Source organism: Photorhabdus heterorhabditis, from assembly GCF_018448905.1.
GTDB lineage: Bacteria > Pseudomonadota > Gammaproteobacteria > Enterobacterales > Enterobacteriaceae > Photorhabdus > Photorhabdus heterorhabditis.
The window spans coordinates 1-15,180 of the sequence record NZ_RCWA01000049.1 but is presented as its reverse complement, the minus strand read 5'-3'; the positions used below and the strand labels follow the sequence as shown (position 1 = coordinate 15,180).

13 protein-coding genes are annotated in these 15,180 nt (G+C 36.6%); 8 read left to right on the top strand and 5 right to left on the bottom strand.

The genetic code is table 11. The features are described from left to right. Positions 1-39: 39 nt before the first annotated feature. The 5 genes from EAE89_RS20235 to fdhE all read right to left on the bottom strand — a co-directional run bounded on the left by EAE89_RS20235 (position 40) and on the right by fdhE (position 6,774). Positions 40-267, bottom strand: coding sequence for an ADP-ribosylglycohydrolase family protein (locus EAE89_RS20235; protein WP_054478674.1), 228 nt, complete (start codon positions 265-267; stop codon positions 40-42). A gap of 463 nt (positions 268-730) precedes the next feature. Next, positions 731-2,386 carry an LTA synthase family protein gene (locus tag EAE89_RS20230; RefSeq protein WP_149617456.1) on the bottom strand — a complete coding sequence of 552 codons (1,656 nt, stop codon included), beginning with the start codon at positions 2,384-2,386 and terminating at the stop codon, positions 731-733. A gap of 131 nt (positions 2,387-2,517) precedes the next feature. Beyond that, the gene (selB, locus tag EAE89_RS20225; RefSeq protein ID WP_214086499.1) at positions 2,518-4,377 is read right to left on the bottom strand and encodes a selenocysteine-specific translation elongation factor; all 1,860 of its coding nucleotides are present in this window, start codon (positions 4,375-4,377) and stop codon (positions 2,518-2,520) included. Between the two features lie 54 nt (positions 4,378-4,431). Next, entirely contained in the window at positions 4,432-5,823 is a 1,392-nt protein-coding gene (gene selA / locus EAE89_RS20220; protein WP_054478668.1) for an L-seryl-tRNA(Sec) selenium transferase, read from the bottom strand. Between the two features lie 21 nt (positions 5,824-5,844). Then, positions 5,845-6,774: a formate dehydrogenase accessory protein FdhE gene (gene fdhE / locus EAE89_RS20215; RefSeq protein WP_054478666.1), complete on the bottom strand. Its 930-nt coding sequence runs from the start codon at positions 6,772-6,774 to the stop codon at positions 5,845-5,847. A 668-nt stretch (positions 6,775-7,442) separates the two neighbouring features. Between fdhE and EAE89_RS20210 the strand changes: the two genes are divergently transcribed. The 8 genes from EAE89_RS20210 to EAE89_RS20175 form a co-directional block, all read left to right on the top strand. Continuing rightward, positions 7,443-8,405, top strand: coding sequence for a methyltransferase (locus EAE89_RS20210; RefSeq protein WP_054478664.1), 963 nt, complete (start codon positions 7,443-7,445; stop codon positions 8,403-8,405). 457 nt (positions 8,406-8,862) lie between these two features. Beyond that, positions 8,863-9,816, top strand: a complete 954-nt coding sequence (locus EAE89_RS20205) for a methyltransferase (protein ID WP_214086498.1) — start codon at positions 8,863-8,865, stop codon at positions 9,814-9,816. 705 nt (positions 9,817-10,521) lie between these two features. Continuing rightward, entirely contained in the window at positions 10,522-11,256 is a 735-nt protein-coding gene (locus tag EAE89_RS20200; protein WP_054478661.1) for a PLP-dependent aminotransferase family protein, read from the top strand. A gap of 50 nt (positions 11,257-11,306) precedes the next feature. Beyond that, entirely contained in the window at positions 11,307-11,882 is a 576-nt protein-coding gene (locus EAE89_RS20195) for an aminotransferase class I/II-fold pyridoxal phosphate-dependent enzyme (RefSeq protein ID WP_054478658.1), read from the top strand. An 11-nt stretch (positions 11,883-11,893) separates the two neighbouring features. Beyond that, complete coding sequence (locus tag EAE89_RS20190; protein WP_054478656.1) at positions 11,894-12,856, top strand: methyltransferase; 963 nt, start codon at positions 11,894-11,896, stop codon at positions 12,854-12,856. Beyond that, entirely contained in the window at positions 12,846-13,817 is a 972-nt protein-coding gene (locus EAE89_RS20185) for an ATP-grasp domain-containing protein (RefSeq protein WP_214086497.1), read from the top strand. Before EAE89_RS20190 ends, EAE89_RS20185 begins: the two co-directional genes overlap by 11 nt. Beyond that, positions 13,811-14,662, top strand: coding sequence for an MFS transporter (locus tag EAE89_RS20180; protein WP_214086496.1), 852 nt, complete (start codon positions 13,811-13,813; stop codon positions 14,660-14,662). Before EAE89_RS20185 ends, EAE89_RS20180 begins: the two co-directional genes overlap by 7 nt. Before the next feature lie 32 nt (positions 14,663-14,694). Next, positions 14,695-15,180 (top strand): IS30 family transposase (locus EAE89_RS20175; RefSeq protein WP_214086495.1); only part of this gene is annotated, 486 nt, incomplete at its 3' end.

Here is a 15,180-nt window from a genome sequence, read left to right as displayed (position 1 = left end):
CTACAGGCCATCAATAAACCCACTTTTGGTAACCCATGTTTACGGTGGATAAAGATCGCTTACCGCACAGCCAGAAATGGCTCCAGCCATGGTACCGATGGCGTCCGCATCTCCCCCGAGGTTGGCGCAAAAAATCACACACCGAACCGGATAACCATCAACTAAATCCACCATGACCAGAGCACAAGAAACAGACTCCATGATGTCCATTCCGGCACCAATAAAGTCATAAAGTTCTTTCAGCTTATCCAGCCAAAATGCTGCCACTTATTGCAAAACCCATAGTTCAGAAGGCACACCGAATACTTGACCATAGCCAAATAAATAACCAGACACGATATCTGATGCAGGTTTAGTCATCTTTAATTCCCGAACAAAATACATAAGAAATATTTACACTTTAACATTAGCAGGGGCCAAATAAGAATCGGCCTGTATAATTATGTGATACCAGTCTAAATCCATTGGTAAGACTGAAATTTCATTTATATATTTATATGCACTAAATATATTGAATTCTCAATATTATCAATGATATTGAATGGCTTTATTGACTGAATATGCGAACAATTTAATAATAGAGGGGATAATCATCTCTATTATTATGTTACAAAAAATGATGAAAGCGTACTTGAAAAATAATTAAAAAAGGTTAGAGAAAGTTTACCGACATTTAAAATATAGCAAGTGCCATATAAATATGGCACCCACTCGCTTATTATTTTGTGATTTAGTTTTTATTAGCAACTTTCAGTTGATGATAAATATAGTATTTGTAACTATCTACCAGCTCTTTATCCTGACAATCATCCAGCGCTCCTCGACAGAGATGGCGCATCGTCATATTCGCCCGATAAAAAGGTGAAACATTCAGCTTAGCTCTCTCCATAATCATTCCACCAAGGTATGAAATATCAGTCAACTCATCAGCCTGAACCGGTTCTCCCTGTTTCAAATTATCCCGCATGGTGAACTGAGTGATATAACCCGGATTTGAAAATACACTATTGTATTGATTTAAGTTGATATTAGGCTGATGATCACCGAAATAAAGGAAAATGGTCGGTTTTTCCCGTTTAGCAACAAACTCGCTGAAATCTTTGATTGCCGGATCAGAGGCTTTGATTTTCTCCATATAGTGGCTGAACTTACCAGCTGCCTGTGAATCTCTCACATGCCCGGAAAGTCCGTAATCATCAGAATGATCTTCATCATATGGGCCATGTTCATACATAGTCAGTGAAAAAATAAACAGCGGCTTATCGGTTTCCTGTACCAAGATTTCTTTCACATAATTCAACATACTCTGTGTAGGGATAGTCCACAGATTTTCATCAAGGCTGGCAGGATAGCCTAATTCCTGCGGTTGAATAATACGATCAACACCCAGTGTCTGATAAGCATGACCAGAATGATAAGAGGATTTATTAAATGGTGTCAGAACAACAGTGTAATAACCATTTTGTTTCATCTCGCGGAATAGACTGTATTTCAAGTGATCGACGATAAAATAAAAAACAGCGTTTTTGCGTGAACCAAAATCATCAGTATTCAAACCCGTCAGAGCAGAGAATTCGGATAACCAAGTACCACCGCCAAAAGTTTGTACCCTCATTGCGCTTTGTGCACTGACCCCGGCATTCCGCTGGAACATATAAAGATTAGGTAGCCGTGAACCATCCGGTAATTGATAGATATGTGGAGTCACTGTTGATTCCTGCAGTAACATCACCACATCTGGTTTGATTTCCGACTGCGGCACAGGCAGCGTGACACCTTTAGCCAGTTGCAGGAAATAATCAGATGATTGCCCAAACTGAGGAGCATGATATTTGGCATCTTTAGCTGACATTACCATATTGGTGACTGTACCACGCCCTTTTGGTAATGAAGATTCCCACTGCTCTCTAAACGCATTAGCGGTAACACTCACTTCCCATACACAGATCACAATCAACACCAGGCTGGCAATTCGCCATTTGAAACCACGGAAAGGGGATGATTTTTTCCAACTGAGTATCATATTAAAAATCAACCAAATAAACATAGCAACAACGGCTAAGCCAGCTAACCAATAGTGCCGCAATGTTTCCTGATTGGCAGGATCAAACATCAGGTTTAGGTCAGAGAACATGAGCTGTTCTTTGTAATAATGAACTTTTATCTGATTAAGAAATTTAAAGATAATAAATAGTGTCCCGGTAAAGGCAGCAGAAAACAGTAACCTGGCCGAAGCAAAAAACACTATACCAAATATTATTCCAAATACACCGAGAGCTACCAATGCCGGGTAAATATCATCACTATCACTTTTTTCAAAAACCAGTATTAAAGTTGCAATAAACAATAATCCCAGATAAACACTCGATATTATCTTCTTTTTCATATCGTATTCAATCCAGTCAATAGAAAACCCATGTTAGTAACAGTTGGCAAAAATAACACAGGCAAGTTAAATCAAGCGAACCAAAACTGTAATTTTGCTGATCCTGTCCACTTTTTAAATACAAAAAACCATCAAAACAATCCATGATCCCTGAGAATATGTAATTCAGCCTGACGACGAGTAAAACCGCTGCGATCAAAGAATTCCAGTATCTGAATAGCCAGTTTACGACCAATACCCAGTTCATCACGAAAATCAGCAGCAGTGATCGCACCATGACTTTGATTAAACTCCCGGATAAGTTCCGCGAATTGCTGCATTCGTTGGCTACAATAATAGCGATCAGGAACAATGGCCGTAATATGTCCCAATTGCGCTGCTTTTTTCAATAAACTGCGAATTGTCACGTCTTCTTCCTTTAAATCAGCAGCCAAGTCACGTACCCACCAAGGATCATCTGAAAAATAAGGAGCTATTCGCTGCCACAGTTTTTCTTGCCCGTCACTGAAAGACAAACCATGTTCAGGAAGATATAACCAACCTCGAGCTTGTTCTAATCGCCCATTATCGAGCAATACATCGATCAGAGTATAAACTAGCGCTTCATTCAACGTTGGCAAAGCCATTCGCTTTAAGCGGGCCCTTCCCAAACCCAGTTGATCAGCATGTTGCTGATGATATTCAGCCAAAACTTGCAATAGCTTCTGTTCTGCCAACTCAGCATGACTCTGTGATAACACCATACCACCAGCAATAATCACATCCATACCAGAGATTAACTGATGGAAAGTCTCTTCCGTTAACTGACGCGCCCAAGAAAAATGGTTAACGGAAAGTGCCCCCCGTGACAAATGGAGTACTAAATTAGCCGCATGATCCGATGTTCTGGCAAGCAGAGTGAGCCAATGCAAAAACTCTGTCTGACGCTTACCACGACGAGGAGAATTTAGGTTTATCACGCGTGCTCCGGCAAGCGTTCTTCTGGCACCGATATCGCGCAATATCAATCGGTCGTTCTCAACCAGCCATAATGGGCGATCAAATACCAGTTCAGCTAACAGAAGCTGATCAGAAAGCTGATTTAGTAACGAAATCCGGCCAGTGATATGGCTGGCAGCATGATGAATATGAAGAGATTGCCAATTTCGCAAAGGCTCATCAGTTTCTAGTTCTACCAACACCTTCTCCACACTCTCAACGGGCTTTTGAGAAAGTAGCCAATCACCACGGGAAACCTGCTCTTTACTAATATCACCGGTAATATTCAGTGCAATACGCAGCCCGACCTGAGCCGTATCTGTCTGTTGATTCTGAGCATGCAGGCCACGCACTCTAACTTGCTTATCACTGCCCGTCAGCCAGAGAATGTCCCCTACACTGACGCATCCAGCCAATGCCATTCCCGTTACTACCAGACCCGTGCCTTTTACACTGAAAGCGCGATCTATCGCCAAACGAAAACGCTGATTTAACTTTTCATGTTGTCTGTTTTGCTGGTGTAACTGCAACAAATGCTGCCGCAAAGGGGCAATACTCTCTTCATCAGTGGCAACCGTTACAAACAGAGGAGACCCGATCCACCCCTGAGTTGTCAGCTCATGTTCAATCTGTTGGCAGACCTCAACCACCCGTTGCCATTCCACCCGATCTGCCTTAGTGAGCACAGCTGTGATTGCAGAGCAACCAATCAAACGCAAAATAGCCAAATGCTCTTTGGTTTGAGCCATTACCCCATCATCACAGGCAACCACCAGTAAAACATGATCGATACCCCCTATCCCTGCCAGCATATTAGCGAGAAATTTCTCATGTCCGGGCACATCAACAAAACCAACCGAAGACCCATCTGGTTGCGGCCAATAGGCATAACCCAAGTCGATGGTCATACCTCGTTTTTTCTCTTCCGGCAAATGTGCCGTATTAACACCGGTAATAGCTTGAATCAGCGTAGTTTTACCATGGTCAACATGACCTGCGGTGGCAAAAATCATATATAGTTTCAGAAAATTATGGTGGTTCCAAAAAATTATGGCAGTTCTAGAAAATTAAAGTAATAGTGCCTGCAACAACGCTCTTCCATCTTCAAGGCAACGTAAATCCAGCCATAAACGCCCTTCAGAGATACGGCCAATAACCGGTTTCGCCAATCCACGCCAATGCTGTGCCAACTGTTCCAAAGTCCCACCTTGACCACCAATGGCAGTGAAAGTCAAAGCCCAGCTAGGCAGCAGATCGACCGGCAGTGAACCACTGCCAATCTGTGAATAGCATGGCTCATCACGCACAATAAACTGGTCACCATAATATGCCTGAATCTGAGGTAATAGCTGTTGTGCCAAATCATACATTTCTTGCTGTGAACGGGTTAACAAACGCAACGTTGGCAATTGGCAGCAAAGTTGTTCAGGGCATTGATACAATCGCAATGTAGCTTCCAAAGCAGCCAAAGTCATTTTGTCGGCCCGCAAAGCGCGTTTCAGTGGATGACGCTGGATGGCGTCTATCCATTGTTGCTTACCGAGGATAATTCCAGCCTGCGGTCCCCCCAGTAATTTATCCCCAGAAAAAGTGACCAGATCGATGCCCTGATTCAGATAGTCCTGGGGCAAAGGTTCAGCAGGCAATCCATATTGAGCCATATTGATCATGGAACCACTACCTAAATCAATAGCAGTAGGAATTCGAGATTTAACCCCCAATTGCGCCAGTTCATGGCCGGAAACTTCGGCAGTAAAACCTTCAATGCTGTAGTTACTCGTATGAACTTTCATCAAAAGAGCAGTTTCTTCATTGATAGCCTGTTGATAATCTTTCAGGTGAGTACGATTAGTGGTACCGACTTCAACCAATCGGCATCCTGCCTGAGCCATCACATCAGGAATACGGAATGCCCCACCAATTTCCACCAACTCACCACGAGAAACCACAACCTGCTTACCGGATGCCACAGTTGCCAACAATAACAACACAGCCGCTGCATTATTATTAACGATACAGGCATCTTCCGCCCCGGTTAATTCACACAATAAATTCGCCAAAGCACGATCACGGTGTCCACGCCCAGCGCCATTGAGGGAATATTCCAGCGTTACCGGTGAACGCATCACCTGTGTCACCGCCTTAATAACCGACTCTGCCATTAATGCCCGGCCAAAGTTGGTATGAAGTACCGTACCACTGAGATTAAACAGCGGCTTTAAGGACAAAGCTTGTTTTTGTTCCAATTGCTGACCAAGTGCCACCGCCCAATTATCACACCAATCAGGCAGTTCCTGATGCTGCCTGATATTTGTTCTGGCCTGTTGCTGCATTTTTCTTAATGTTGCCGTTACCAGCGTCTGTCCATATTGTTCCACGAATAGGGCTATCTGTGGCTCATGCAACAAACGATCAATAGCAGGAAGCTGGCTGTACAATGGACTTTGGTTTTGTGTCATAGCAATTCCGTCAGTTAGCCGTTACTCATTTGGGAACAGAAATGGATTGATACTACTACGGGCAAAACCTTCCTCTTCCATTTTGGCATCAAGGATCAGTGAAGCCAGATCATCAGCAATAGCCTCAACTTTTGGATCTTTTTCCTGATAGAGGATTTTTAGATAACTGCCACAATCACCACAACTTTCCGCTTTCACTGCTGTTTGTTCACTATTCAGCGACCAATAATTGAGATCATGAGTCTGTTCACAGTTACTGCACTTCACCCGTACCACATGCCATTCACTTTCACACAGACTACAATGCAGGTAACGCAGCCCATTAATGGTTCCAATCTGCACAACACTGGCAACCGGCATACTGCCACAAACAGGACAGAACTGACGATGTTCACCATATTCTGCCCGCGCCTTTCCTGGGATTTGATTTGCCATTTGTGTCCAATACAAGGAAAGGGCAGCCCAAATAAATAGTGCTTTTTCAGGACTGACTTTACTAAATTCATTTTTCAGCAAAGCATCAGCCATCTGTTCCAATTCCTGCTCCGACGCTTTTTCCAGATTATCCAAAACTATGCTGATATGTTCTGGAGCATCAGGCAGTAATTCTGCTATCAAAGAGTAAAGCAATTTTTGCCAGTGCTCAGTACGTGGGAATATTTTACAATCCAGAGGCGGTTTACCCTCAGCAGCAGATTTTTCCAAAATATCTGCCATCTCTATTTTCAGGGGATTGTCATGTAACGCTTTTTGCTGGGCCTGAACTACGTCTGCTACAAAGCTAAGATAGTCTGCAAATGGATTATCTACAGCCAGTTGTTTAAGACGCTCAGCACGACGCTGATAGAGGTTTTTCAGATTAACAAAAAGCAGTGGCGGGATATAATCTGCTGCTTTTTCATTGACACATTCTTTACTCAATTGCTCTTTAGGAACGATGCGAATACTCATTAAGCTCTATCTTCCTGTTATCTGTTATACCCGTTATCTTTCAAGTTGCCTCTTTGTTGGCTGCACTCGCTCACCCCGATCACAGAGTTATCTCTGCTCCCGGGGATTCACTCCCTTGCCGTCGCGATCCATCTTGAAATCCATTGGGTATATACGGCTTTCCGGTTAATAATAATCCTAAGCCTATTTTTAGCGTTCAGCATAGATCAAAAGTGGACTCTGAGCCACAGGGAGAATATAGAAATTACAGTGCGAATTTAGGTTAAAATACTGAAAATTATGTGCTGGATGGTAGTGAGCATATTCAATAAATACCTGTAATTTCCCAGGATTTATCATTATTCATTTTTTCATAAATAATTTTCTTAAAAAACATTTTACTACGCCATATTATTTCATTTAATTTTCAAAAATAGTTAACTGTGATCTTCATCATTTCTTTTTATTGAATTTAATATAGTCTACCAGTTGATAGTTTACTTATAGAAGTTCATCATCCAGGTTAACCAAGTCATTGCCAAAGGAGAAAATAAGCTTCATTACCTAACTGGGAAAATATATTAAAACTAACAATTACATTTTGGTCGAAATATTTTATCAAGATATTCAATAACACTCTGTAATTTACAGAAAACACTCATTTCTTTATAATCATAAAGGATAACTCAATGCTAACCGAACTTATTAGATCATATAGAAAATCAGCAGCAATCTATGCTCTTGTTAATACAGGATTATCTGTTCATCTTAAAGATGGGATCTATGTAGATATAGGTGAACTTTCCCATAAATGCGGTATTGATAACTCTCGCCTTAGCCGATTATGTGATTTTTTAATTGAAATTGGGGTATTGGTTAGCAACAACCATGGAGTTGCCCTTTCTGATGAATGCAGTGCACTTGCAGATCCTAATAGTCTAGAATCATTATTAGTAAAACATGAAATTAGCTCATATAACTGGAATTCTTGGTTAGCGTATCCAGAATCCTTACTGAAAAATGATAACAAGTCAGCATTAGAAATAGCACATGGCAAGCCATTCTTCGAGTATTTGGACAATAATAAATTAATAAAATCAAATTTTGATTCTTTAATGTCAAGAAACTCGGACAAATTAGCTAAAAAGTTACTTGAAATTTATGATTTCAGCAAACATAACAAAATATTAGATCTTGGCGGAGGAGAAGGAAATCTTCTGGTAAAAATCAATGAAAAGGTAAAAGGAAAACATTACACCGTATTAGACAGATATAATGAAATACCTATTTCAGAAGATATGGATTTTATAAATGGAGATTTCCTGAAATCAGTTCCATCAGGTTATGATCTCTATATTTTAAAGAATGTCATCCATAATTGGTCTGATGATGACTCAATATTAATTTTGAAGAATTGCCGGAAAGCGATGGATGATAACGCCACTCTCTTATTGATCACCATAATGAAAAAACCACAGTCCTCTATAGCGAATATAGCTAAGTCTATGGATATATTCATGGATGTGATACTTTTAGGGAAAGAACGTTATTTGACTGAGTTCGAATATTTGGCTGACCAAGCAGGACTCATCATTCAAGAAACCGAAGATATAGATGAATCATTTTCATTTATTAAACTAGGGGTAAAATAAATTATAGAAATTAAATATTATTCACCCAGATAGCCCTATGAATATTCCAACATAGAGAAACATATATTTAAAACATGGCATCGAGATATCTGATGCCATGTATTATTTCATATCGGAGAAAAAAGCACTCTGACAGTTTCAAACAGATAAAATACACCAAGTTATTTTATCTTATTTAACTTTCAAAAGTCCTGAAAAGTAGTTAACTGTGATCTTACTCATTTATTTCTATCAAACTTGATATAGTCTGACAGTTAATCGTTTACTTCTATAAATCCATCATTAAGATGGACCAAACAATTACCAAAGGAGAATTTAATCTTTATTATATAATTAACAAAAGATATCAAATTTAATAATTACATTTTTGTAAAAACATGTTGTCACAATATCCAGAAGTATTACCTGTAATTTAGAGGAAATTCCTCATTTCTTTATAAGAATAAAGGATAATTTAATGTTAAACGAACTTATTACATCATATAGAAAATCAGCCGCAATCTATGCTTTCGTTGATACAGGTTTATCTGTTCACTTTAAAAATGGAGCCTATGTAGATATAGACGAACTTTCCCGAAAATGTAATATTGATCATTCTCGCCTTAGCCGATTATGTGATTTCTTAATTGAAATAGAGGTATTAGTCAGTAACAACCGTGAAGTTGCTCTTTCTGATGAATGCAGTGCACTTGCAGATCCTGAAAGTATGGAGTCATTAATGCTAAAGTGGGAGCTTAGCTCAGATTGCTGGAACGCTTGGTCAATGTATCCAAAATCCTTACTTGAGAACAAAGGTAAATCAGCATTTGAAATAACACATGGGAAACCATTCTTCGAACATTTAAATAGTCACAAATTTCTCAAATCAAATTTTGACTCTTCAATGTCAAAAACCTCAGACAAAATAGTTGAAAAATTACTTGATATTTATGATTTTAGTGAACACAACAGAATATTAGACGTTGGAGGTGGAGAAGGAAATCTTCTGGTAAAAATTAGTGAAAAAGTAAAAGGAAAACATTACGCTGTATTAGACAGATATAATGAAATTCCTGTTTCAGAAAATATAGACTTTATAAATGGAGATTTTCTAAAATCAATTCCATCGAGTTATGATTTATATATTTTAAAGAACATTATCCATGATTGGTCCGATAATGATTCGATATTAATTTTAGAAAACTGCCGAAAGGCAATGAATACTGGTGCCACTGTTTTATTGATAAGCTTCATAAAAAAACCACAATCTAAAATGATCATCTCTTTAGACATATTAATGGATACATTATTTTTAGGAAAAGAACGTTACCTGGAAGAAATCGAATACTTGGCTAATCAGGCCGGGCTTGCCATTAAAGACACTAAAGATATAAATGAAGAGTATTCAATTATAGAACTAAACATAAAATAAATGATACCCAATGGATTTCAAAAGGTATCGCAGCGGTAAGTGAACGCAGCCAACAAAGAGGTACCTTGAAAAATAACGATATGGATATTATATCTTGGAGAAATATACGTAACAGATATAGAAATTGGCATCAGAATTTGATGCCAAATTTAATTTTAGTTAAAAATAATAATAAGTTTAATGATCAAAATTTTTATTGAAATTTCATAATAAAAAGCACAATACCGTAGAGCAGGCCAGAAAACTCATAATCAGACAATAGGGAAGAACACATAAATAACTATCTCCAAATATTAGGTGTTGAATAATCATACATGTGAATTAACCATCTCGAATAAGTCCTATTAGAACAATAGTCCAATGCTATATTTACACTTATCCCTTTAAACAGAAACATTTTAAAAAATAAAGCTTTAAACCATGATATTCTTCAATATCCTGAACATCATAAAAAGCAAATCCATGGCGTATACGGCTAGGACATTAACTTAAATGATAATGTTACGTTTCTCTGTAAATTAATTATTTTAGAAATAACCTTTGGTGAATATTTTAATTACTAACAATCCACTTAAAATTATATTATTATAGTGATCAATGCATCATTTCAAGAATATATTATTGACTCACCATTCAGATTAATGTAATTGTAGATTGTATAATTATAAAACACTGACATATTGCATTACACAGGGGAAATGGGTTATGAATAATAAAAGCCAATTTAAAAACTGGCAAGCAAATAAAATTATGCACTCGCTACCTCATCAAGAAAAAATATGGGGAAAAGGCATAAATGATTTATCTATCATCTCAAGAAAAGATAATCGTATTATCGTTACTAAAGGTAAAAAATATTATGTAGATTTTATGTCGTGCTCATATTTAGGGCTTGAAAGTAATAAACGTCTTTCTGATGCAGCAAAATCAGCGATAGACCTATATGGAGTACAATATTCAGCAGCAAGAACAAGAGCAAAATGTAGCATTTTCGATGAATTAGATGAACTCCTTAACCTGATATTCAAAAATTCATTCACAATTACATTCAACTCAGTTGGTGCTGGACATTTAGGTATTTTACCCTTATTAGGTTCAGGAATGTTGCCTGGATATCCAATTAGTGATAGTGGAATTGTTTGGATTTTAGACAAAACATCTCATGCATCTATACAAATTCTTCAGGGAATAATGAATCAATTTGGCGTTATTAAAAGAATTGATTTTTCAAATATCTCTGATATAGAAATAGAAGCCAAGCAAAGCTCCGCTGAAAGAAAAACACCCATTTTTATATCTGACAGTTTAGGTTCTATGGGAGGGGCATCCCCAATAAAAACCATTAGCCAATTAGCCGAGAAATATAATGGTTATATATACCCTATGGATTTCAAGATGCATCGCGGCGGCAAGGGAGCGAATCCCCGGGAGCATAGATAACTATGTGACCGGGGTGAGTGAGTGCAGCCAACAAAGAAGCAACTTGAAAGATGACGGGTATATACATAGACGATGCACATGGCACATCAATCATAGGAGAAAATGGTTGTGGTTACGCTCTTCATTATCTTGAATGTTTTCCTTCAACCTTAATATTGGTTTCTTCCTTATCAAAAGCATTTGGTGCACACGGTGGTTGTGTGTCATTCCATAATAGTAAGGCAATGGAGTTTGCGAAAAAATATTCTCACAGTTATATTTTCAGCGGCCCCCCATCTTTACCTGGCATAGCTGCATGTGTTGAATCAGCCCAAATACATCTTTCCAATGAAATTTATGAGTTACAAGATAAACTGTGGATCAATGTAACATTGTTTGATGAATTAATAGCAAGTAAAATTAGTTCAAAAGAAAAGCACAGCCCTATACGAACTATACTTATTGGTGATGAATATTTAGCAATAAATATTTCTGGTATACTTAGGGAAAAAGGATTTTTAACAACAGCAGCAATGTACCCCACTGTTCCAAAGAATAAAAGTATTCTACGAATTGCAATCTCATCATCACATTTAGAGGAACAAATAAAAAATTTATGTTACGAAATTAATGAACTAATACAATAAAGGATATATTTTTGATAACTGAATTAATTACATCATATAGAAAATCAGCGGCAATTTACGCCTTTGTTGATACGGGTCTATCTTTTAATTTTAAAGATAATACTTATATAAGTATAAGTGAACTTTCCTACAAATATGGTATTGATAGATCTCGTCTCAGTCGATTATGTGATTTTTTGATTGAAATAGGGGTATTGGTTAATAGCAGCCTTGGAGTCAAACTTTCTGATGCATGCCGTTCACTTGCTGATCCTGAAAGTCTAGAATCATTGTGGATAAAATGTGAACTTGGTTCAGCCTACTGGAAGTCATGGCTAATGTACTCAAACTCTTTACTTAAAAATGATGGAAAGTCAGCATTTGAGAAAACACATGATCAATCATTCTTTGAATACCTAGAAAATAATGAATTGCTCAAATCAAATTTCGACACTCTAATGTCAAGAATCACAGATGAAATAATTCATGAATTAGTTGATATTTATGATTTTAATAAAAACAACAGAATACTAGATATTGGAGGAGGAAAAGGAAATCTTTTAAAAGGAATTAGTAAAAAAGTAATAGGAAAACATTATGCTGTATTAGACAAATATAAAGAAATTCCCGCATCGGAAAACATAAATTTTATAAGTGGAGACTTTTTAAAATCCATTCCATCTGGTTATGACCTATATATTCTGAAAAATATAATTCATGATTGGCCTGATAATGATGCAATATTAATATTAAAAAACTGTCGGAAAGTTATGGATAAAAGATCAACTCTATTATTAATAGACTCAATAAAAACACCACAAAGTCCAATAGGAAAATCTCTGGATATATTAATGGACATTCTATTTTTAGGACAAGAGCGTTATTTATCTGAATTTGAACATTTAGCCAATCAGGCAGGATTAGTTATAAAAAAAACTGAGAACATGAGCGTATCAAAATCAATTATTATATTGGAGGCAAACAATGAATTATAAATTATTTTGGATTGTTCCAAAAGATGATTATATAAACCCAAAATCCTTGGAAAATACATATAATGAATATAAAACATGGTTTAAGATTTTTGATATAGATTTTAGCTTTATATCTATGAAACACATAGATGTTAAAATAGAAGATGATCTGGGTTTATATCTCAATGGTAATAATCTAATTGATGGGAAGACGGCATTTATAATATCCCCACCAAACCTAAATAGCCAAGGTTTAAATTTTTCCTTAACGTTAAAAAGATTAATAAAACAATCAAGAAATGCTTTGATTTTAAACCAAAAAATAGCAGATATTGACGATATGGAATGGGATAAATCAGCACAACATCTATTTGTTCATCAATTAAGTGTCCCTACACTACCTCTAAGTCTGCTAGGTTACGGTTGTAAATTTTCACACATGATGGGTGATTTCTCGAAAAACAATAATCACCCGTTAATGTTAAAACCAAATGGTTCAGGAATGGGATTCGGTATTATAAAATCAGATACTTTCCAACAAAGTATTAGCACCGCAGAACTTATTTCAACATCTAATCTTATTTATAATATTACGCCTTATATTGAAGGTGTTATTGATGTAAGATTGTTCTTTCTCAAAAAAGAATTAATTTTTATAAAAACCCGATCTCCTGTAGAAAATGGATATCTTGGAAATACTGCATTTGGAGGAAAACAGGTAATTTATGAAAAAAGAACATTCAATAAAACTTTTTTCAAAGACTTTAGGGAATCAATATCCAAAGAAATAATCAGGAACAGTGAAATTATCATGAATAACTCTGGAGCTGATATAATTTCTATTGATTGGTTAGTTAAAGAAAATCAATTCTACTTCAATGAAATGTGTACGGCAGAAACTGGATTAACAAAGCTTCCAGAGAACATTGCTTTGAAAGTATTTGGCAACATATCTTCTTATATAAAAGACAAATTATGTTAAAGTATAAAATAGTTACACTATATGCTTTAGTATTTTTCTTTGAGTTTGCTTTTTTTTGTTCATTGCCCATTCTTTCTTCAGAGAGAAATCTATCAGCAAAAGCAATATCAGGAATGTTTTCATTCGCTGTTATACTTGAATGTATCTTAATGCTGACAATTACAAATAAACTAAACAAACTCAGTAAAGGATGGATATTCTTAATATCCTGCCTATTAAGAGCTATTTCTTTCTCATTTCTAATACTATTCTCTGGATTCTATTCTTGGCTATTATTTTTTTCAACATTAGCAATATCAAAAGCAATTGCAAAACCGTTTACTCGTGATATCTTGTCTGAAATAATACCTAAAAGAAAATTAAAGAAAGCATTCTACAATTATTCATTCTCACAGAATGCTGCCATTGTATTGGCACCTATAGCTGGAGCATATTTTGCTAATAATAATTATAAGAATATTTTCTTTGCCACTATTATAATTATGAGCTTATTTTTTGCGTTTATATGCTTCTTTACATGGAGGGAAAAAAGTAAAAATATTAAAATTCAGAATAGTATAATTAGACCTAAAAATTTGAGCTCACCTTCATTTTTATTTCTGCTTTTTAGTTCATTTTTCTCCTTTTCATTGATGGGCGTATTTATAACTGCAACTACCTTGTCAAATAGAATCAATAATCTCTTCAATGATTATGTAGGATTATTCTTTACCATAGTTGGATTAGTCGTTTGTCTCTGGCAGTTAATTTTTTCTAAGCTATTTGATTTTTCTGAAAAAACCATTAAATACAGGCGGATTCGACTAATAAGTGCAATTTTTCAGAAGGGCGGTCAGTTGCTATAGTAGGCATCTTTCCCGCCACAGGAAAATGCACAATGACCTATATACAACTGACCGAAACAGAAAGATACCAGATTTCCAGTTTAAAAAAAGCCGGTTTTTCACAGCGTTTCATTGCTGAGTCACTTAAGCGAAGCCCGTCGACCATCAGCAGAGAATTGAAAAGAAATCAAGAAGTTCAAACCTATTGTCCTGAACAGGCTCATTTGAAGGGATTAGCTCGTCGTCATTTTGCTAAAAAAGCCGTAAAAATAACGCCGGAAGTCAAAAAATGGATAAAACGGTTAATTTGGCAAGATTTGAGTCCTGAACAGGTGGTTGATTATTTGAAGCGGCATAAAGGGATATTTTTGCATCATGAGACAATTTATAGACTGATTTATCAAGATAAAATAGAGGGGGGTGATTTATGGCAACATCTGCGAATTGCCAGAAAACCCTATCGTAAACGCTATGGTCGCTATGAAAAAAGAGGCAAAATTAAAAATCGGGTCAGTATTGATGTTCGACCAGAAGTCGTT